Source organism: Streptomyces sp. MST-110588, from assembly GCF_022695595.1.
GTDB lineage: Bacteria > Actinomycetota > Actinomycetes > Streptomycetales > Streptomycetaceae > Streptomyces.
The window spans coordinates 1,915,365-1,935,186 of record NZ_CP074380.1 but is presented as its reverse complement, the minus strand read 5'-3'; the positions used below and the strand labels follow the sequence as shown (position 1 = coordinate 1,935,186).

The 19,822-nt window shown below is 72.5% G+C and carries 17 protein-coding genes and 1 pseudogene; 8 read left to right on the top strand and 10 right to left on the bottom strand.

The window, feature by feature from the left end:
- Positions 1-71 precede the first annotated feature (71 nt).
- Together KGS77_RS08415 and KGS77_RS08410 are read left to right on the top strand one after the other, a co-directional pair.
- The gene (locus KGS77_RS08415) at positions 72-2,645 is read left to right on the top strand and encodes an FtsX-like permease family protein (protein ID WP_242579964.1); all 2,574 of its coding nucleotides are present in this window, start codon (positions 72-74) and stop codon (positions 2,643-2,645) included.
- Between the two features lie 127 nt (positions 2,646-2,772).
- The gene (locus KGS77_RS08410) at positions 2,773-3,189 is read left to right on the top strand and encodes a transposase (RefSeq protein ID WP_242579962.1); all 417 of its coding nucleotides are present in this window, start codon (positions 2,773-2,775) and stop codon (positions 3,187-3,189) included.
- A gap of 100 nt (positions 3,190-3,289) precedes the next feature.
- On the opposite strand, the gene KGS77_RS08405 is transcribed toward KGS77_RS08410, so the two are convergent.
- The 8 genes from KGS77_RS08405 to KGS77_RS08375 form a co-directional block, all read right to left on the bottom strand.
- Positions 3,290-3,709: a rhodanese-like domain-containing protein gene (locus KGS77_RS08405; RefSeq protein ID WP_242587355.1), complete on the bottom strand. Its 420-nt coding sequence runs from the start codon at positions 3,707-3,709 to the stop codon at positions 3,290-3,292.
- A 38-nt stretch (positions 3,710-3,747) separates the two neighbouring features.
- On the bottom strand, positions 3,748-4,290 hold the full coding sequence (locus KGS77_RS08400) for a cysteine dioxygenase (RefSeq protein WP_242579960.1): 543 nt from the start codon (positions 4,288-4,290) through the stop codon (positions 3,748-3,750).
- Positions 4,291-4,378: 88 nt separating this feature from the next.
- Entirely contained in the window at positions 4,379-4,465 is an 87-nt protein-coding gene (locus tag KGS77_RS34925) for a putative leader peptide (RefSeq protein WP_347404580.1), read from the bottom strand.
- Positions 4,466-4,488: 23 nt separating this feature from the next.
- Positions 4,489-6,525 carry an FAD-dependent monooxygenase gene (locus KGS77_RS08395; protein ID WP_242579958.1) on the bottom strand — a complete coding sequence of 679 codons (2,037 nt, stop codon included), beginning with the start codon at positions 6,523-6,525 and terminating at the stop codon, positions 4,489-4,491.
- A gap of 351 nt (positions 6,526-6,876) precedes the next feature.
- Positions 6,877-7,812, bottom strand: a complete 936-nt coding sequence (locus KGS77_RS08390) for an amino acid ABC transporter permease (protein WP_242579955.1) — start codon at positions 7,810-7,812, stop codon at positions 6,877-6,879.
- Entirely contained in the window at positions 7,809-8,456 is a 648-nt protein-coding gene (locus KGS77_RS08385) for an amino acid ABC transporter permease (protein WP_242579953.1), read from the bottom strand. The genes KGS77_RS08390 and KGS77_RS08385 overlap by 4 nt, the downstream gene beginning before the upstream one ends.
- Before the next feature lie 362 nt (positions 8,457-8,818).
- Complete coding sequence (locus KGS77_RS08380; protein WP_242579951.1) at positions 8,819-9,727, bottom strand: glutamate ABC transporter substrate-binding protein; 909 nt, start codon at positions 9,725-9,727, stop codon at positions 8,819-8,821.
- A 55-nt stretch (positions 9,728-9,782) separates the two neighbouring features.
- Entirely contained in the window at positions 9,783-10,568 is a 786-nt protein-coding gene (locus KGS77_RS08375; RefSeq protein WP_277994205.1) for an amino acid ABC transporter ATP-binding protein, read from the bottom strand.
- Positions 10,569-10,897: 329 nt separating this feature from the next.
- Between KGS77_RS08375 and KGS77_RS08370 the strand changes: the two genes are divergently transcribed.
- From KGS77_RS08370 to KGS77_RS08355, 4 genes are all read left to right on the top strand, one after another.
- A complete protein-coding gene (locus KGS77_RS08370; protein WP_242579949.1) occupies positions 10,898-11,647 on the top strand; it encodes a response regulator transcription factor in 750 nt (249 codons plus the stop codon).
- A gap of 16 nt (positions 11,648-11,663) precedes the next feature.
- On the top strand, positions 11,664-13,082 hold the full coding sequence (locus KGS77_RS08365) for a HAMP domain-containing sensor histidine kinase (protein WP_242579947.1): 1,419 nt from the start codon (positions 11,664-11,666) through the stop codon (positions 13,080-13,082).
- Between the two features lie 184 nt (positions 13,083-13,266).
- A complete protein-coding gene (locus tag KGS77_RS08360) occupies positions 13,267-13,470 on the top strand; it encodes a cold-shock protein (RefSeq protein WP_242579946.1) in 204 nt (67 codons plus the stop codon).
- Positions 13,471-13,905: 435 nt separating this feature from the next.
- Positions 13,906-15,324 (top strand): DEAD/DEAH box helicase, encoded by a 1,419-nt coding sequence (locus tag KGS77_RS08355; protein WP_242587353.1) that lies wholly within the window; start codon positions 13,906-13,908, stop codon positions 15,322-15,324.
- 142 nt (positions 15,325-15,466) lie between these two features.
- Here KGS77_RS08355 and KGS77_RS08350 read toward each other — a convergent pair whose 3' ends face one another.
- The gene (locus tag KGS77_RS08350; protein ID WP_242579945.1) at positions 15,467-16,462 is read right to left on the bottom strand and encodes a TAXI family TRAP transporter solute-binding subunit; all 996 of its coding nucleotides are present in this window, start codon (positions 16,460-16,462) and stop codon (positions 15,467-15,469) included.
- Between the two features lie 179 nt (positions 16,463-16,641).
- Between KGS77_RS08350 and miaB the strand changes: the two are divergent.
- Positions 16,642-18,172 (top strand): annotated as a pseudogene (gene miaB, locus KGS77_RS08345) (tRNA (N6-isopentenyl adenosine(37)-C2)-methylthiotransferase MiaB).
- A 258-nt stretch (positions 18,173-18,430) separates the two neighbouring features.
- The gene (locus tag KGS77_RS08340) at positions 18,431-19,168 is read left to right on the top strand and encodes a class III extradiol dioxygenase subunit B-like domain-containing protein (protein ID WP_242579943.1); all 738 of its coding nucleotides are present in this window, start codon (positions 18,431-18,433) and stop codon (positions 19,166-19,168) included.
- A gap of 262 nt (positions 19,169-19,430) precedes the next feature.
- Here the strand turns inward: KGS77_RS08340 and KGS77_RS08335 are convergent, their stop codons facing one another.
- Complete coding sequence (locus tag KGS77_RS08335; protein WP_242579940.1) at positions 19,431-19,709, bottom strand: hypothetical protein; 279 nt, start codon at positions 19,707-19,709, stop codon at positions 19,431-19,433.
- Positions 19,710-19,822: the final 113 nt, after the last annotated feature.

Genomic DNA, 19,822 nt, shown 5'->3' with positions numbered 1-19,822 from the left:
GGTTAACCCCACCAGGAAGACGCGGGTCGGCCGGAGTGCCGCGGATGGGGCATGTGCGACACGGTGTACGCATGATGCTGCGTTACGCGATGCTGAGCCTACGGGGCCGCAAAGGCGGATTCATCGGCGCCTTCGTCGCCCTCCTGTGCGCCGCCGCGCTCGTCACCGCCTGCGGTGTCCTGCTGGAAACCGGGCTGCGGGGCGCCATCGTCACCGAGCGGTACGCGGCATCGCCGTTGATCGTCACCGCCGACCAGAACGCCCACCGGACCACGGTCCGCTACAAGGACGACGGCACGGCCAAGGTGAAGCACAAGGCCAAACCGCTCGCCGAGCGCGCATGGCTGCCCGAGGACGTCGTGGAGAAGATCGCGGCGGTGCGCGGCGTCGCCGAGGCGGTGCCGGAGGTGACCTTCCCGGCCCGGATCATGAGCAGCGGTCCGGATGCCGGCGGCCCGGCGGGGAACGGGCAGGAGGGCGGCAGGGCGTCGTACGGCCATGCCTGGCGGTCGGCCGCGCTCACGCCTTTCCGCCTCGTCCAAGGGCATGCGCCCACCGCGGCAGGTGACCTCGTCATCGACCGTGAACTGGCGGACCGCACCCGGCTCCGGCCCGGTGACCGGGTGACCGTCCAGGCCACCCAGGCCCCGCGCACCTACCGCGTCACCGGTGTCGCCGCGCCCTCCGGCGCCGGCCTCGGCCACCAGACCAGCCTCTTCTTCTCCACCGCCGAGGCCGCGCGGCTCTCCGCCCGCCCCGGCCTGATCAGCGCCATCGGCATCCGCCCCGGGCCGGGCACCGGCACGGAAACGCTGCGACGGGAGGTGGAGCGCGCGCTGACCGGCAGCACCGCCAGGGTGCACGCCGGCGAGGACCGCGGCACCGCCGAATTCCCCGACGCCGCCAAGGCCCGTACGCAACTCGTCAGCATGGGCGGCGCCATCGGCGGCACGGCCCTGTCCATCGCCGTCCTGGTCGTCGTCGGAACCTTCGCCCTCTCCCTCCAGCAGCGCCACCGCGAGCTCGCCCTGCTCCGGGCGATCGCCGCCACACCCCGGCAGATCCGCCGGCTCATCAGCCGCGAGGCCCTGCTCCTCGGCGGCGTCGCGGGCACCCTCGGCGCACTCGCCGGACTGCCGCTCGGGACGTGGCTGCTCGGCCGTTTCGCCGGCATGGGCGTCATCCCCGCCACGCTCCGGCCCGCCGTCAGCGTCTTCCCGGTGCTCGCTGCCCTCGCCGCCACCCTCCTCGGCGCCTGGGCCGCCGCCCGGGTGTCCGCCCGCCGGATCTCCCGTATCCGCCCCGCCGAGGCACTGGACGAAGCCGCGGTCGAACGCCCCCGGCTCGCCCCGGCCCGTGTCGTGGCCGGAATCCTGTTCCTGGCCGCCGGCGCCGGCCTGACCGTGGTTGTCGGCGCGCTGAACACCGAGGCGGCCTCGACGCCGGTGACCTATCTGGCCGTCATCGTCCTGGCGTGCGCGGTCGCCCTGCTCGGGCCGCTGCTCGTACGGGCCACGGCGGCCCTGTTGGCCGGTCCACTGCGGCCGGCCCGCCCCGGCGGCCGGCTCGCCATCGCCAACCTGCGGGGCAACTCCGGGCGGGTGGCCGGTGCCGTCACACCCCTCACCCTCCTGGTCGGCATGGCCTGTACGGTGCTGTTCGCCCAGCCGACCCTGGCCGAGGCCGCACAGGACCAGGCCCGGGAGGGCACCCGCGCCGACTGGGTCCTGGCCGCCGAGGGGCCCGGAGTCCCCGCCGCCGCGGCCGAGGCCGTACGCCGGACCCCCGGCGTCACCGCCGTCACCGAGATCGTGCGCACTACGGTACGGACGGCCGATCTGGAGAAGCTCACGGCCCAAGGCGTCACCGAGCGCGGTCTGGCCCGCACGTGGGACCCGCAGGTGGTCCAGGGCTCGCTCGCGAGCTTCGGCGGCAACCGCGTCGCCGTCAGCCGGACCGCCGCCGACAGCCTCGGCCTGCGCCCCGGCGGCGAACTGAAGCTGACGCTCGGCGACGGCACCCCCACCACGGTCCGTGTGGTGGCCGTGTACGCCAAGGGGCTCGGCTTCGGCGACCTGACCCTGCCACACGACCTGCTCGCCCAACATGTCGACAACCCGCTCGCCTCGACCGTGCTCGTCACGGGCGGCGCCGACCGCTCCCGGCTGGAGACCGCGATACGGGCCTTCCCCGGCGTACGGCTACTGGCGCCCGGCGAGGCGGAGGTACGGCAGGACGGCCGGCAGCACGCACAGGCCGGGGTCAACTACCTCGCCATGGGCCTGATCGTGGCCTTCACCGCCATCGCCGCCGTCAACACCCTGGCGATATCGACCTCCGAGCGCGCACGGGAGTTCGCGATGCTCCGGCTGACCGGGGCCACGCGCCGCCAGGTGCTGCGCATGCTGCGGCTGGAGGCGCTGAGCGTGGTGCTGCTGGCGGTGGTGCTGGGCAGCGGAATGTCCCTGGCCGTACTGACCGCGTTCAGCACAGGCATGACGGGCACAGCGGCTCCCGCCGTACTGCCGCCGGTGTACGCCATGGTGATCGGCGCGGCCGGACTACTGGCCCTGGCGGCGACAGCCCTATCGGGCCGAATGGCCCTGATACCCCGGCCCGTGACGGTGGCCACCGCCAAGCAGTAACCGCCAGCCTGCGCGGCCGGCACCGGAGAAGACGCCATACCCGCCCAGCAGCAGCGGGAGAGGCCGTGACCGGCGGGTGACGAGCGCCGAACCGGGCAGTAACAGGGGAGGCCGTGACCGGCAGGCGGTGAGTGCCGGGCGGGCTCCGCCGGGGTGTGACCGGTGGCGCGGTATCGCCGTCGAGGCCGACCGGTTGCGTGAGGTCTTCACCGCGAAGTGGGCCCACCGGCCGCTGCTGGCCGAGGGCGCGATCGGACGGCAGGTACTCGTCCTGCTCATCCAGCCGGAGGTGGCCTGTGCCGCCGCCGACGACCTCGCCCAGGCGGTGGAAGAGGCGTTCCCTCAGCATCTGGACGCTGAGGGAGTACTCAGTTCCCCTGGCCTCGGCGTCCAGCTCGGCGCCCGGGTGCTCGCCGAGGTTGGGGACGATCATGGATGCTTCGCCGATGCCTGTGGTCTGAAGGCCCACGCCGGCCTCTCAGCCATCACCTGCGCCTCCGGCATAAGGACCAGCATTACCCGGCGGCGGATCGAGTACGACTAAGTCACCGCCAAACCCGCCCACCCACCAACCAACCCACCGCAGCCGCTCGATACGTCGCTTCGTGAGACATCCCGCTGGTGTCGGCGGGTGGTCGGGTGGGTCAGTTGTGGGTGGGGAGGCCTGCTGCGCGCCATGCCTGGAAGCCGCCGGTCAGGTCGGTGGCCTGGTGGAGGCCCAGGCGACGTAGTGAGACGGCTGCCAGACTGGAGGCGTACCCCTCGTCGCATACCACCACGACCGGCAGATCGTGACCGGTGGCCTCGGGGGCACGGTGCTCGCTGGTGGGGTCCAGGCGCCATTCCAGTTCGTTGCGTTCGACGATCAGGGCGCCGGGGATGGTGCCGTCCCGCTCGCGCAGCGCCGCGTACCGGATGTCCACCAGCAGCCCGCCGCTCTCCTGGAGAGCGGCGGCTTCCCGCGGCCCCACCCGGTCCAGCTCGCGGCGAGCGCGCTCCAGCAGCGTGTCGATGGCGCTGGCCTCGGAGGGGGCGGCCGTGGGCCTGTCTGTGCGGATATGCATCGATGTGTTCGGGTGGTCGTGATCGTGGTCGTGATCGTTCATTGCCATTCCTGTGGGAGTTCCACTTCTTCCAGGCGCAGGACCGGCCCGCTGCGGCTGTAGCGCCGCATCAGTGGCAGCGGCGGGTGGTAGGCGTGTACAGAAACGGCGTGGGTGTCGGGGGAGAGGTTGAGGACCTGGTGGACGTGGTGCGGACCGAAGGCGCGGCCCCGGCCGTCGCGCAGTGTGCGTTCACGGTCCACGCCGTCGGCCAGTTCGAGGGTTTTCCAGCCCTCGGTGGGCAGTTGGGCCGCGAGCGACTGTTCGGTCAGTTCGCCGGCCGCCGTCGCGAACGCGCCGCGCGAGCCGCCGTGGTCGTGCCAGCCGGTGCCCGTGCCGGGCGGCCAGCCGATCAGCCATGCCTCGCTGCCGCCGGGGCCGTCCAGCCGGATCCAGGTGCGGCCTTCGGGGTCCAGGGGCAGCGCGGCGATCAGCGGTGCGTCCGCGGCGGTACGGCGGACGAAGTCCAGGAGATCGCAGGAGCTGGGGCCGTTGTCGGCCCCGGTGGCGCGTGGGCGCGCCGAAGTACGTACGTCGGGCACGGAAACCGTCCTGAATGATCGCGAAGAGACGCGGCAGCCGGGAACGATCGAGGACGCCCGGGGCCGCGCGAGGGAAGAAAGAAGCGGATCAGCAGGACGGAGGACATACGCAGCCCGCGTAGCGGACCAGGTCCAGATGGACCCTCCGCCACAGATGCGAGCCGTTGACCGTCACGTTGCGGAGTCAAGCACGGTGGTTCACGCAGGGTCAACCGCCGGATGGCCGGACCGGTCCTCGGAAATCTCCGTTTCCGCAGCTCCCGGGCCGTCCGTCGGCTTGTCGTCCGAATCTTCTTTTGAGAGCGGGCTGTTCCCCGGGGTGTCTGCCGCCGGGGCGTGCGTCCGCCGTGCACCGTCCGCTTCACCCGCCACCCGCCCTGAGGTCACCGTCCGCTCAGCCGAGCCGCCCCGTACCGCCTCGGCGCACGCGGTCAGCTCGTCGGGCCGCACCCCCGCCAGTGCCGCCACCAGGTACCCGTCGGGCCGTACGACCAGGACCGTGTGTGCCGCGGCGCCCGGGTACTCCTCCGCCACCAGCACCTCCGCCGCCATCGGCAGGGCGCTGACCGCGTCGGACAGCAGCGGCATCAGCCCCGCCGACAGCCAGTGCCGTCGCTCCCACACGCCCGTCCCGGGGGCGACCAGCACCACCAGCAGCCCGCGCCCCAGACGCTCGCGCAGCCCGACCACCGTCCCGTCCGGCGCCGTCACCGGCACGTCCAGGACCGGCGCGCCGGGTACGGTCTCCAACGGGATTTCGCCGGGGAGCGCGTCGGCGTCCGGCGCGAGCGGCGTACGGGTGTACGTGGGGGGCGCGCCCAGTGAGCCGCGCCCCAGATGCCCGTCCGTCAGCAGGGCCGTGTGCCCGCGGGCGACGCCCGGCAGTACGGCCCGCCAGCGCCCCCTCTCGCCGCCGCGCAGCAGAGCGAGCGCCTGGTCGGCGGCGCGCAGCCGGGTCGCCACGGCGCTCCGCCGCTCGGTCTGGTAACTGTCCAGCAGCACTTCCGAGGCGCCGTGGTGCCAGGCCAGACCCAGTTTCCAGGCCAGGTTCTCGGCGTCCCGCAGCCCTTCTTCCAGCCCTTGTGTGCCCAGTGCGCCGAGCAGATGCGCGGCGTCCCCGGCCAGGAACGCCCGGCCGCGCCGCCAGCGCCGTGCCAGGCGGTGGTGGACGGTGTGCACGCCGGTGTCCAGGAGTTCGTACGCCGGGACGTCCGGCTCACCCCGCCCTTCCGGCTCACCTCGCCCGTCCCGTACGGCCCGACCGTCCCGTACGTTTCGCTCGTCCCCTACGCCCCGCTGACCTCTCTCATTCCGTTCGTCGCGCCCGTCCCGTACGGCCCGTGCGTGCGCCGGTCCCGCCGCCGCGCCCGCCGCTTCTCCCGCGTCGCTCACGGCCCACGCCGCACCGCCCGCCCCGGCTTCCGCCGCCCAGCCCCCCAGGGTCTCGTGGATCCGGGCGACCAGCGCATCCGGCGTGACCAGGTCCCGTCCCGGCGGCAGCAGCCAGTCCAGCCGCCACACCCCGTCCGGGAGCGGCCGGGCACTGACCTCACCACCCGCACCGCCCATTCGACCAGCGCCGATACGACCACCGCCGTCCATACGGCCCGCCCCGCCCCCGCCGTACCGCGGCGCCGCCCGGTGCGCCAACGCCTCGCCCGGCCACGGCAGTTCCGTGCGCAGCGCGGCGACGGCATGCCGTTCGACGGCCGTACGGCCCGGGAAGCGGATCTCCAGCAGCTTGCGGACCGTGGACCGCGGACCGTCGCAGCCGACCAGGTAACTGCCCTGCCACCAGCGGGCGTCGGCGCCGCGCGTATGGGCGCGGACGCCGTGCTCGTCCTGCTCCAGGGCGTCCAGCCGGCTGCCGGGGACGACGCGCACCAGGTACTCCCGGGCCAGCGCGGCCCGCAGCGCGTGGACCAAGGCGTGCTGCGGCACATGGAGGGGGGAGGGCTGCTCGCCGTCGAACTCCACCCGCTCCACGAGCCGGCGGCGGTGGACCGTACGCCAGGCCGCCCAGCGCGTCCCGGCCGCCTCCAGGGTGTCCCGGCAGCCCAGCCGGTCCAGGAATCCGGCCGTCTCGGGGCTCAGTACGGCCGTACGGGCGGGGCGTACGTCACCGGATCCGGCCGGCGCCTCGTCCAGGACCACGCAGCGCACCTCGTGCCGGGCGAGCGCGAGGGCCAGCGCGAGGCCGACCGGCCCGGCCCCGACCACGATCACCGGATCCACAGCACGGCTCCCCGACCCCGGTGCTGCTTACGGGATGTGCGGAAACTGGCAGTTGGAGCCCGGTGCGCGATCACACAGCGTATGCAACCCACTGCGGGCGTCCGCGTCAAGTGACAGAGGCAGTGGCGCCCGCGCCACTGCCTCCACCCGACGGTCACCCGACGGTCACCCGACGGTTCACGCCGTCTCAAGCGACGGTTCACGCCGTCGCACACGATGCCGCACGCCACCGCGTCCGAGGAGCAGCCGGCTTCCCTGCCGCGTCCGACGGCAGCCGGCTTCCCTACCCGCGTCCGACGGCAGCCGGGCTCCTGCGCCGTCACATCCGACGGCTGCCGGCCCCCCGTGCCGTCACTTGGCCGTGCGGACCGGCTCCTCCGTGGTGGCGCCGTCGATCGCGTCCAGCGCGTCCGTCGCCGCGACCGGCTCCCCGGCGGTCGCCACCGCGATACCGGTCTTGGCCCGCCGCCCGCGCCGCTCGATCCAGTTGGCCAGAGTGGTCAGCAGCAGACAGACCGCCACGTAGATCGCACCGCCGACGATGATCATCGGCACGTACGGATTGTTGTCGTTGACGACGATGGTGGCCGCCATCTGCTGGATCGCGTACAGCAGCTCCTGATAGGTGATGACATAGCCGAGCGAGGTGTCCTTGAGGGTCACCACCAACTGGCTGATGATCGTGGGCAGCATGGCCCGTACGGCCTGCGGCACCAGCACCGTCGTCATGACCTGCGTCTTGCGCATGCCCAGCGCGTACGCCGCCTCGGACTGCCCCTTGGGGACCGAGAGGATGCCCGCCCGCAGCACCTCGGCCTGCACCGAGCCGTTGTAGACGGTCAGGCCGATCACCAGCGCCCAGAACTGTGTGGCGTCGCCGGTGAGGCCCAGCTCGGTCTTGTAGGACAGGAAGAGCACCCACAGGGCGTAGATGGTGATCAGCAGGGGGACGGCGCGGAAGACCTCGATGAAGGCGGTGGCCAGCCAGCGCACCGGCTTGTGGTCCGAGAGCCGGGCGACGGCCAGCAGCACGCCGAGCACCAGGGAGAGCACCGCGGCCACCGCGAAGACCTGGAGCGTGGTCAGCAGGCCGTCGCGGATGCTGTTCTGCACACCCGCGTAGTTGAAGATGTTCCACATCTCCGGCTCGAACTGACCCTTGGCCTGTAGCCGCAGCACGACGAAGACGAGCAGCGCGATCAGCGCCAGCCCGCCGATGACGGAGTAGATGATGTTGCGGGTCCGGGCCTTGGGGCCGGGCGCGTCGTAGAGAACACTGCTGGTCATCGGGCCACCTCCAGGCGACGCTCCAGCAGCCGGAACAGGCCGCTGATGGCGAAGGTGATGATCAAGTAGGCGAGGGCGATCCACAGGAAGATCCAGGCGATCGGGAAGCCCTCGTCGCTGAGCCCTTTGGAGACTTTGAACAGCTCGTCGTTGCTGAACGCGCCCGCAATGGCCGAGTTCTTGGTGAGTGCGATGAAGATGCTGCTCATCGGCGGGATCACGCTCCGGGTGGCCTGCGGCAGGATGACCAGGCGCAGGGTCTGGAAGAACGTCATGCCCAGGCTGCGCGCCGCCTCCGCCTGGCCCAGCGCCACGGTGTTGATGCCCGAGCGCACGGTCTCGCAGATGAAGGAGGACGTGTACAGGCCCAGCGCCAGGGTGGCCAGCACGAACGAGCTCGTACCGGGGAAGAGGATCTGCGGGACCACGAAGAAGGCGACCAGGAACAGCAGGGTCAGCGGCGTGTTGCGCAGCAGCGTCACCCAGGCCGTCCCGAAGGCGCGCAGCGGGGGGACGGGCGAGACCCGGAAGCCGGCGATGAGGACGCCCAGGACGAGGGCGAGTGCCGCGCTGGCCGCGGTGATCGACAGGGTTCCCAGGAACCCTTCGCGGAACTCGGGGAGATGATCGAGGAGTACGTTCATGGGTTCTCCGCGGTAGCGGTCAGGTCAGCGGCGGATCAGCGGCGGACGGTCGGCAGGCAGTGCGCCCCGCACTCCCGCCACGGCGGGCGTACGGGGCGCACCCCGGCGCGCGGCCGGCGGCGTTCGGGCGGGGCGGGAGCGTGGCACCGTGGCGTACGGCCTCCGGAGCGCGGCCCCCGGAAGCGTGACAGTCAGGGACACCGCCCCGGAAGCGCGGCGGTCAGGGACACCGCCCCGGAAGCGCGGCGGGCAGGGGCACCGTCCCCGGGAGCGCGGCGGTTAAGGACACCGCCCCCGGAAGCGCGGCACCGGGCCGTCTCGGCGCCCGGACCGCCACGACGGCACCCGGGCGCACAGCGCCGTCAGTCGCGCGGCAGCGGCGTCTGCGGCGCGACGTACGCCGAGCCGGACTTGCCGAGCGTGCCCTCGTACGCCTTCTTGTAGTCACCGTTCTTGATGTGCTTCTCGATCGCCTCGGTGATCGCCAGGCGCAGCGCCTTGTCGTCCTTGTTCAGGCCGACGCCGTAGGGCTCCTTGGTGAACGGCTTGTCCAGGACCTTGAGCTTCTTCGGGCGCTCCGCCGCGTACCCCTTGAGGATCGCGTCGTCGGTGGTGACCGCGTCCACCTGCTTGTCGATCAACTGCGTGACGCACTGCGAGTACTTGGCCAGCTCGGTGGTGACCGCGCCGTACTTCGGCTTCTTGATCTCCTGGAGCGGCGTGGAGCCGACGATGGAGCAGACCTTCTTGCCCTTGAGGGACGTCGGGCCGGTGATGGTCGTCTCGTCCTTGCGCACCAGGAGGTCCGCGCCGGCGGTGTAGTACGGGCCCGCGAAGCCGACCTGCTTCTTGCGCTCCTCGTTGATGGTGTACGTACCGACGAAGAAGTCGACCTGGCCCTTGGAGATCGAGGTCTCACGGACGTTGGAGTCGACCGTCTGGAACTCGATCTGGTTCTCCGCGAAGCCCAGGTCGGCGGCGATCATCTTCGCGATCTCGATGTCGAAGCCGGTGCGCTTGCCGTCGGTGTTCTGGAAGCCGAGGAACGGCTGGTCCGCCTTGGCGCCGATGACCAGCTTCTTGCGCTCCTGCGCCCTCTTGAGCGTGGGAGAGTCCAGCTTGACGCCGCTGGCGACCGGGTACGTACCCGTGAAGACCTTGGCTCCCGCGGACTTGTCGCCCGGCGTACCCGACTCGCCGCCGCACGCCGTCGCCGTCGCCGCCAGCGCGATCGCCACCGCGCCCGCCGCGGCCGTCTTACGCATCCTCATGTCGAACTTCCCTCGATTCAGCAAGTGTTGGCAATCATGGTGGCCCACCGCGGGCTCAGTGGTGGAGGATCTTGGACAAGAAGTCCTTGGCCCGGTCGCTGCGCGGGTTGTTGAAGAACTGGTCCGGCTCGGCCTCCTCGACGATCCGGCCGTCCGCCATGAAGACGACGCGGTTGGCCGCGGAGCGCGCGAACCCCATCTCGTGGGTGACCACGACCATCGTCATGCCGTCCTGGGCGAGCTGCTGCATGACCTCCAGCACCTCGTTGATCATCTCGGGGTCCAGCGCGGAGGTCGGCTCGTCGAAGAGCATCACCTTGGGGCCCATGGCCAGCGCGCGGGCGATCGCCACGCGCTGCTGCTGGCCGCCGGAGAGCTGCGCGGGGTACTTGCCCGCCTGCGCGCCGACACCCACCCGGTCCAGCAGCTTGCGGGCCTTGACCTCGGCCGCCCGCCGCTCCGTCCTACGGACCTTGAGCTGCCCCAGCATCACGTTTTCGAGCACGGTCTTGTGCGCGAAGAGGTTGAAGGACTGGAAGACCATGCCGACGTCGGCACGGAGCCGCGCCAGTTCGCGGCCCTCCTGTGGCAGGGGCTTGCCGTCGATGGTGATGCGTCCGGAGTCCACGGTCTCCAGGCGGTTGATCGTTCGGCACAGCGTCGACTTGCCGGACCCGGAAGGGCCGATCACCACGACGACCTCGCCGCGCCGGATCGTCAGGTCGATGTCCTGGAGCACGTGCAGCGCGCCGAAGTGCTTGTTGACGTTGTCCAGCACGACCAGCGGGTCGCCTGCCGGCGCGGGACCCCCGGCCTTCTTGGTCACCGATACTTCGCTCATCGGCGGGTAGCTCCGTCCTCCTCGGTTGGGAGGACCCTAGTGACGCCCTGCGATCAACGTCATCAGATCTGAGGGGAACTTGAGCATAACGATCCGGCCGCAAACGGACACTCTGCGTGAACAGGGCGCGGGGGGTGCGGCCGGGGTACCGGCTGGATAACGGAAGCCGCTATCCGCCGGCCGGCTCTTGACGCGCGTGCCCCCGATCGCGGTAGATGCCCTGTGGCCGCTCGCGCGCACGGCCGCCGCCGCACGGGCCACCGCACGCCCGGGCGCCCGTACCCCCGTACGTACCCGGGCGCATCCAGCACACCCAAGGAGGAGGGCCGATGAGACTGCTGCTCGTGGAGGACGACGACCATGTCGCCGCGGCCCTGTCCGCGGTGCTGGCCCGGCACGGCTTCGACGTCACCCACGCCCGCAACGGCGAAGAGGCCCTGACCGCCCTGCTCCCCGACCACGCGGCGCCCTTCGGTGTCGTCCTGCTCGACCTGGGCCTGCCCGACCAGGACGGCTTCGAGGTCTGCGGACGCATCCGCAAGATCAGCACCACCCCCGTCATCATGGTCACCGCCCGCGCGGACGTACGCTCGCGCATCCACGGCCTCAACCTCGGGGCCGACGACTACGTCGTCAAGCCGTACGACACCGGGGAGTTGCTCGCCCGCATCCACGCCGTCAGCCGCCGTACGACGGCCGGTCCCGGCGAGACCACCGAGGACGAGACCACCGAGGAGACCCTGCGCCTGGGCGCCGTCACCGTCGAGACGGCCACCCGCCGGGTCTGCGTGGAGGGCACCGCCGTCCCCCTCACCCGCAAGGAGTTCGACCTGCTCGCCCTCCTCGCCCAGCGCCCGGGCGTCGTCTTCCGCCGGGAACAGATCATCAGCGAGGTGTGGCGGACCAGTTGGGAGGGTACGGGACGCACACTGGAGGTCCACGTCGCCTCGCTGCGCGCCAAGCTGAGGATGCCCGCTCTCATAGAGACGGTGCGCGGCGTCGGCTACCGGCTCGCCCTGCCGGGCGGACCGGCGTCCGTGGCGCCGGGCGGGCCGCCGCCCGCCGCCCCGGCCTCCTGAAGGCTTTCGCAAACCCGTGCGCGCCCGACTCCTCCCGCTCCTGCTCGCTCTGATGGCCGCCGTGCTGCTCGCGCTCGGCATCCCGCTCGCCGTGATCACCGCCGGCGTCGAGCAGCAGCGGGTCGTCGTCGACCGGATCGACGACGCGGCGCGCTTCGCCTCCCTGGCGCAGTACGTCACCGCGCGCCCCGACGCCGACGACAAGACGCCCGACGAGGACGAGCGGCACGCCACCCTCAGCGCCGAACTCCGGCGCTACCACGACCTGTACGGCATCCGCGCCGGCGTCTTCTTCCGCGACCGCACCCCCATGGCCGCGGCCCCCACGGGCTGGGGCGTCCCCAAGGCGGGCGAGGGCGAGCAGGCGTTCAAGGAAGCCCTCGCCGGCCGCCGCAGCCACGACCCCCGCCAGGTGTGGCCCTGGGGCGACGGTTCCCAGGACGGCCGGATCGCGGTGGCCTCGCCCGTCATCCGGGACGGTGACGTGGTCGCCGTCGTGGTCACCGACTCACCCACCGGACAGATGCGTGCCCGCATCCTCCATGGCTGGCTGCTGATCGGCGCGGGCGAGTGCGCCGCCGTGCTCGTCGCCGTCGCCGCCGCCTTCCGCCTCACCGGATGGGTGCTGCGTCCCGTACGCGTCCTGGACGCCGCCAGCCACGACATCGCCACCGGCCGCATGAAGTCCCGGGTCGCCGCCGCCTCCGGGCCGCCCGAACTGCGCCGTCTGGCCCGCTCCTTCAACGAGATGGCCGACCACGTCGAGGACGTCCTGGAACAGCAGCGCGCCTTCGTGGCCGACGCCTCCCACCAGCTCCGCAACCCGCTGGCCGCCCTGCTGCTGCGTATCGAACTGCTCGCCCTGGAACTCCCCGAGGGCAACGAGGAGGTCGCCTCGGTCCGTACGGAGGGCAAGCGGCTGGCACGTGTCCTGGACGACCTCCTGGATCTGGCGCTGGCCGAACACGCCGCCGGCGACCTGGAGCTCACCGATGTCGCGGCGCTGGCCGCCGAGCGCGTCGACGCCTGGCGTCCGCTGGCCGACGACAAGGGGGTGCGCCTGGCGTACGAGGGTCACGGCGCCGTCACCGGCTGGGCCGACCCGGTCGCCCTCTCCAGCGCCCTGGACGCCGTCGTAGACAACGCCCTGAAGTTCACCCCGCGCGGAGAGCGGGTCACGGTCGTCGCCGCCGCCGACGGGGACACCGTCACCGTCACCGTCACCGACCACGGCCCCGGCCTGACCGACGAGGAGCTGACGCGCGTGGGCGACCGCTTCTGGCGCAGCGGACGCCACCAGAACGTCTCCGGCTCGGGCCTGGGCCTGTCGATCTCCAGGGCGCTGCTCGCCCCCGGCGGGGCCCGCCTGTCCTTCGCGCCGCACCGCCCCCACGGGCTGCGGGTGACCGTGACCGTCCCCCGTACCGCGCCGTGAGGTCGTGTGTTACGTTGGAGGAGTTGCAGTTGTGGTACCCATGAACGTTGTGTGCGCCCGGAGGCTGGTAGCCCCGGGCGTTCCGTGTTTTTCCGGACGTCAGACCTCCGGTGTGGGGCGATCATCTCGGCGACGTGGAGGCCGCACGGTGCGGTCTCCGTATTGCCCCATGAAGGAGAAAAACATGGCTACCGGCACCGTGAAGTGGTTCAACGCGGAAAAGGGCTTCGGCTTCATCGAGCAGGACGGCGGCGGCTCCGACGTCTTCGCCCACTACTCCAACATCCAGGCCCAGGGCTTCCGTGAGCTGCTCGAAGGCCAGAAGGTCGAGTTCGACGTCACGCAGGGCCCCAAGGGTCCGCAGGCGGAGAACATCCGCGCGATCTGATCCGACCTCGCGCTCTGATGAGCCGCGCGCTCTGATCGGGCCGTCCGGTCCGACCGGGCCGCGTGGTTCCCTGGGACCGCACGGTCCCCTCGGGCCACATGGTTCCCTTGGACCGCATGGTTCCCTTGGACCGCGTGTCCACCAGGCTCTCGCGCGGAGCGGGCCCGCACCGGCCGTCCGGTGCGGGCCCCGTCCGTATCCGTACGGCCTCCAGGAAGACCCCTGGATCTCCGGGAAGATCCGTACGGCGTACGGCACCGGTGCCCCGGCGGCACCCGCGCGCCGCACCGCACCCCGCCCCGGCACCACCCCGCCTCTCCCTCCGCAGAAGGGTCTTCAGTGACACGAGCGACCGCATCGCGACCGAGCGCCGTCCCACAGCAGTCCGCACGGCAGCCGTCCCCCCGGACCGGGCCCGCCACCACCTTCGACGAGCTGCCGCTGGCACCGGCCCTCCTGACCGCGCTGCGGGAGCAGGGCGTCACCGAGCCGTTCCCCATCCAGGCCGCCACCCTGCCCGCCACGCTCGCGGGCCGCGACGTGCTGGGCCGCGGCCGGACCGGCTCCGGCAAGACACTGGCCTTCGGGCTGGCGATGCTCAGCCGTACGGCGGGGCGCCGCGCGCAGAGCAAGTGCCCGCTGGCGATGGTGCTGGTCCCCACCCGCGAACTGGCCACCCAGGTCACCGACGCGCTCACGCCGTACGCCCGCGCGCTGGACCTGCGCACCGCCACCGTCGTCGGCGGCACCTCCATCACCCGCCAGGTCGAGGCGCTGCGCAAGGGCGCCGAGATCCTGGTCGCCACCCCCGGCCGGCTCGCCGACCTGCTGGACCGCCGCGCCTGCGCGCTCGACCAGGTCGCGATCACCGTCCTGGACGAGGCCGACCAGATGACCGACATGGGCTTCCTGCCGCAGGTCACCCGCCTGATGGAGAAGGTCGACCCGAACGGCCAGCGGATGCTGTTCTCCGCGACGCTGGACCGTAATGTCGACAAGCTGGTGCGCCGCTTCCTGACCGACCCGGTGACCCACTCCGTGGACCCCTCGGCCGCGACCGTCACCACCATGGACCACCACGTCCTGTACGTGGAGGCCACCGACAAGCGGGCCACCGCCACCGAGATCGCCGCCCGCGACGGCCGCGTGATCATGTTCGTGGACACCAAGCGCGGCGCCGACCGGCTCACCAAGCACCTGCTGGCCCAGGGCGTACGGGCCGCGGCGCTGCACGGCGGCAAGTCCCAGCCGCAGCGCACCCGCACCCTGGAGCAGTTCCGTACGGGCCACGCGACCGCGCTGATCGCCACCAACGTCGCGGCCCGCGGCATCCACATCGACGGGCTCGACCTGGTGGTGAACGTCGACCCGCCGACCGAGGCCAAGGACTATCTGCACCGCGGCGGGCGGACCGCGCGGGCCGGCGAGTCCGGCACGGTCGTCACCCTCGTCACCCCCGAGCAGCGCCGGGACATGAACCGGCTGATGGCCCGGGCGAAGATCACGCCGGGGACGGCGCGGGTGCGCCCCGGCGACGGCGAACTCATAAGGATCACCGGTGCCCAGGCCCCGTCCGGCGTGCCGGTGGTCCTCACGGCGCCGACGCCGCAGGGGCAGGGCGCGTCGGCGTCCTCGTCCGCCGCCTCCTCCGGCGGCGGGCGTCGCCGGTCGCGGCGGGGTCGTGGGGGCGCCGCCGCCACGGGCGGCGGCAACGGCACCGGCGGCGGTCGTGGCGCGGTGAGCGGTGGCGGTCGCGGCGGTACGGGCGGCGGCGGTGGCCGTGGTACGGGCGCCGGCGGACGCAGCGGGGGCGGGCGGCCCGCCCGCCGCTCGACGCGGGCGCCGCGCGTCTGAGTGCGTACGTCGGTATGTGACGTCTATATGTGACTGTGTCCGGACTCTGGGCAATGCGTCCGTGTCTGGGAGTACCTGGCCTGGAGTGGCCTGACCCGGTTGTTCCCGGGCCGGTACCGGCATCGGCCCGTACCGGCCCGGATCAGGGCTTCTCCGACTGGTAATAGCGGCGCGCACCCTCGTGCAACGGCAGCGGATCGGTGAAGACCGCCGTCCGCAGATCCACCTTCTGCGCCGCGTGCACCTCCCGCCCGATCCAGTCCCGGCTCTTGATCACCGTACGGGTGATGCCCTCCGTCAGCCCGGCGTCCTCCCCATCCATGGTCACCAGAAGGTTCGCGACCGCGATGGTCTTGACCGCCTGACCGTGCTGGACCTGCGGATAGGCGTCGGCCGGCATGACGGCCGCCCGGAAGTACCGGCTGCGCTCCCCCTGTTTGTGCAGCGGCTGGATCAGGTCCGCGAGCTGGACGAGCCGTACGGGCGTCCGGCGCGCGAGCTGCTGTACCGCGCTGGTCGGCAGCCCGCCGGACCACACGAAGGCGTCCAGCTCCTTGCGCTCCAGCATCCCCGGCATCCGGTCGATCCCGACCCGTACCGCCGTGATGTCCCGCTTGAAGTCCAGCCCGGCAGCCTCCATCAGCCGCCGGGTGATGAGCTGGACGCCGGAGCCGTCCGCGCCCACCCCCACCCGCAGCCGCGCCAGGCCCTTGGCCGAGTGGACCGGCGAGTCCTCGGGCACCACGAGCTGGATGTAGTCGTCGTACAGCCGCGCGCAGGCCCGCAGCCGCTGCGCGCCGCGCTCTCCTTTGCGCCGGTACTCGGCCACCGCGTCGGCCGTCGCGATCGCGAACTGCGCCCGGCCCGAGGTGAGCTGCCGCAGGTTGTCGACCGAGCCTTCGCTGCGGGTCAGCCGTACGTCCAGGTCCGGCAGGTCCTCGCGCAGGTCCTGCCGCAGCAGCTCGCCGTACCGGGCGTACACCCCGGTCGGGACGCCGGTGGCCAGTGTCACCCGGCCGCTGGGGGAGGGCGGGCCGCCCAGCGGCAGCAGCCACCACAGCAGCAGGCCGAGCCCGGCCAGGCCCGCGACCGCCTGCAGCGCCCGGCGCCTGCCGATGCGGGGGAGTGCTGTGAGCATGGCGGAGATCCTGCCAGCCCGGCCCCGGGAAGGGGAGGGCCCGCCGCATCACGACCCGGGCACGGCTCCCGGCTGCCGTGCCCGCCGCCCGGCCGGGACGGCTGCGGCGCGGCGTACCGGACCGGCTGCGCCGTACCGCGCCTGCACGGGCTTCCCCCGGCCCCCCTTACCCTGGAGGGATGACGAGCAGGGACCGGACCGGAGCAGTGGACGAAGTGGGCGCAACCAGAAGCTACGAGATTCGCACCTACGGGTGCCAGATGAACGTCCACGACTCCGAGCGGCTCTCGGGCCTCCTGGAGGACGCCGGATACGTACGCGCGCCCAAGGACGCCGACGGTGCCGACGTCGTCGTCTTCAACACGTGCGCGGTACGGGAGAACGCGGACAACCGCCTGTACGGCAACCTCGGCCAGCTCGCGCCCAAGAAGGCGCAGCGGCCGGGCATGCAGATCGCCGTGGGCGGCTGCCTGGCCCAGAAGGACCGCGACACCATCGTCAAGAAGGCCCCCTGGGTCGACGTGGTCTTCGGCACCCACAACATCGGCAAGCTGCCGGTGCTTCTGGAGCGGGCCCGTATCCAGGAGGAGGCGCAGGTCGAGATCGCCGAATCGCTGGAGGCGTTCCCCTCGACGCTGCCCACCCGCCGCGAGAGCGCGTATGCGGCCTGGGTCTCCATCTCGGTGGGCTGCAACAACACCTGCACCTTCTGCATCGTCCCGGCGCTGCGCGGCAAGGAGAAGGACCGCCGGCCCGGCGACATCCTCGCCGAGGTGGAGGCCCTGGTCGCCGAGGGCGTCAGCGAGATCACCCTGCTCGGCCAGAACGTCAACGCCTACGGCTCGGACATCGGCGACCGCGAGGCTTTCAGCAAGCTGCTGCGGGCCTGCGGGAAGATCGAGGGCCTGGAGCGGGTCCGCTTCACCTCGCCGCACCCGCGCGACTTCACCGACGACGTCATCGCGGCGATGGCCGAGACCCCCAACGTCATGCCGCAGTTGCACATGCCGCTCCAGTCCGGTTCCGACACGGTCCTGAAGGCCATGCGCCGCTCCTACCGGCAGGAGCGTTACCTCGGCATCATCGAGAAGGTGCGCGCCGCCATGCCGGACGCCGCCATCTCCACCGACATCATCGTCGGCTTCCCCGGTGAGACGGACGAGGACTTCGAGCAGACCCTGCACGTCGTCCGGGAGTCCCGCTTCGCGCAGGCGTTCACCTTCCAGTACTCCAAGCGGCCCGGGACCCCGGCCGCCGAGATGGACGGCCAGATCCCCAAGGCCGTCGTCCAGGAGCGCTACGAGCGGCTGGTCGCCCTCCAGGAGGAGATCTCCTGGGAGGAGAACAAGAAGCAGGTCGGCCGCACCCTGGAGGTGCTGGTCGCCGAAGGCGAGGGTCGCAAGGACGACGCCACCCACCGTCTGTCCGGGCGTGCGCCCGACAACCGCCTCGTGCACTTCACCCGCCCGCAGGAGCCGGTCCGGCCGGGTGACGTGGTGACCGTCGAGGTCACCTACGCCCCCCCACCACCTGCTCGCCGAGGGGCCCGCCAAGGCCGTACGCCGTACGCGGGCGGGCGACGCCTGGGAGAAGCGCAACGCCGCCCCGGTGCAGAAGCCGGCCGGCGTGATGCTGGGCCTGCCGAAGATCGGCGCGCCGGCCCCGGCGCCGCTCGCGGCTGCCGCGCCGGGCTGCGGCTGCGACGCGTAAGGGCTCCGGCTCCAGGGATACGCCTGGGTGAGGCACCTCCGTAACGCTGTTACGGAGGTGCCTGCCGCGCTGACCTGCCGTGCTGCCCTGCTGCCCTCTGTAACGCCGTTACCGCGTTTCTGCGGTCTCATCGGGCGTTTCTGTAACGCTGTTCCGGGCCGTTGTGCGCTGTTCCGGTCGTCACGGGCGGCGGGCCGGTCCGTACGAGCCGGCAGTCGGGCGCGGCCGGGCGCGGGGCGGGCGGCTACGCTGCCAGACATGCTCGTAGCCGCCGCAGTCTGCCCCTGCCCGCCCCTTCTGGTGCCCGAGGTCGCCTCGGGTGCCGCGCCCGAACTGGACGGTCTGCGGGCCGCGTGCCTGGACGCCGTCGGTGTGCTCGCCGCGGCCCGGCCCGACCGGCTCGTCGTGCTCGGCCCGGCCGGGCAGGACGGCCGGGGCCCGTACCCGCAGGGGGCCGTCGGATCCTTCCGCGGCTTCGGCGTGGACCTGGAGGTCCGGCTGGGCCCGTCGGTCCCCTCCGCCGCCCCGGCCCCCTCCGACCCGTCCGCCGGCCGGTCGCTGCCGCCGTCGCTGGCCGTCGGCGCCTGGCTGCTGGGCCGTACGGACTGGGCCGACGCCCCCGTGGAGGGGCTGGGGGTCGCAGAGACCCTGGAGCGGGACCGCTGCCTCCAGGCCGGGCAGGAGATCGCCGCGTCGGCCGGGCGGGTGGCGCTGCTGGTCATGGGGGACGGCAGCGCCTGCCGTTCGGTCAAGGCGCCGGGCTACTTCGACGAGCGGGCCGAGGCGTTCGACGCCGAGGCGGCCCGCGCGCTGGGAACCGCCGACGTGGCGGCGCTGAGCGCACTGGACGAGGAGCTGGCCGCCGCGCTCAAGGCGTCCGGCCGGGCCTGCTGGCACGTACTGGCCGGGGCCGCCCGGGGAGCGGGCCTGAGCGGTGAACTGCTGCGCGAGGAAGCGCCGTACGGGGTGGGCTACTTCGTCGCGGCCTGGTCGTAGAGCCTCCGGCCCACCGGCCCTCCGGCCCTCCGAACCACCGGGACGGCGCGCCACCGACTCACCAGCCGTTCAGCCGCCGGCCGTCAAGCCGTCCGGCCGCCGGCCACCCAGTCACCGGGCCGTCAGACCGTCAGGCCGGCGAGCCGGCGTTCGTGGACACGGAAACGGCCGCGGAGCGTGTGCTCCCCGGCCGTTTCCCGTACGGATTCCGGGACGGGGCCCGCGCCGCCGTGACCACCGCGCCGCCCGTCCGCTCACCCCGTCACTGGCGGGCGCCCTCGCCCGCCTCACTGTCGGCTGCCGCCTCGGCGGACTGCTGCTTGGGGATCTCGACGCCCTCGGCCGCCGCGGTGTCGCCCTCGTCCGTCCGCGCGCCCGTGGCCTCCCCCTCGGCCTCCTCGGCGCCGTCGTCCCCCGAAGTGGAATCCGCGGCCTCTTCGCCGGCCCCCTGGGCCTGAGACTCCGCCGTCACCGCCGCGGCAGCCGCCTCTTCTGTCGACGCCTCGTCCTTACGGCGGCGAAACCGTGAAAACACGCCCATATCTACTCCAGACCTTACTCGTGTGGGCGAAATCCCGCGCTGCGCGGAGCGTCCCATTGCGCCGCCCGCGGGCACCGGCCCGTGAACCGGCTGTCGGAACCTCGCAACAGGCA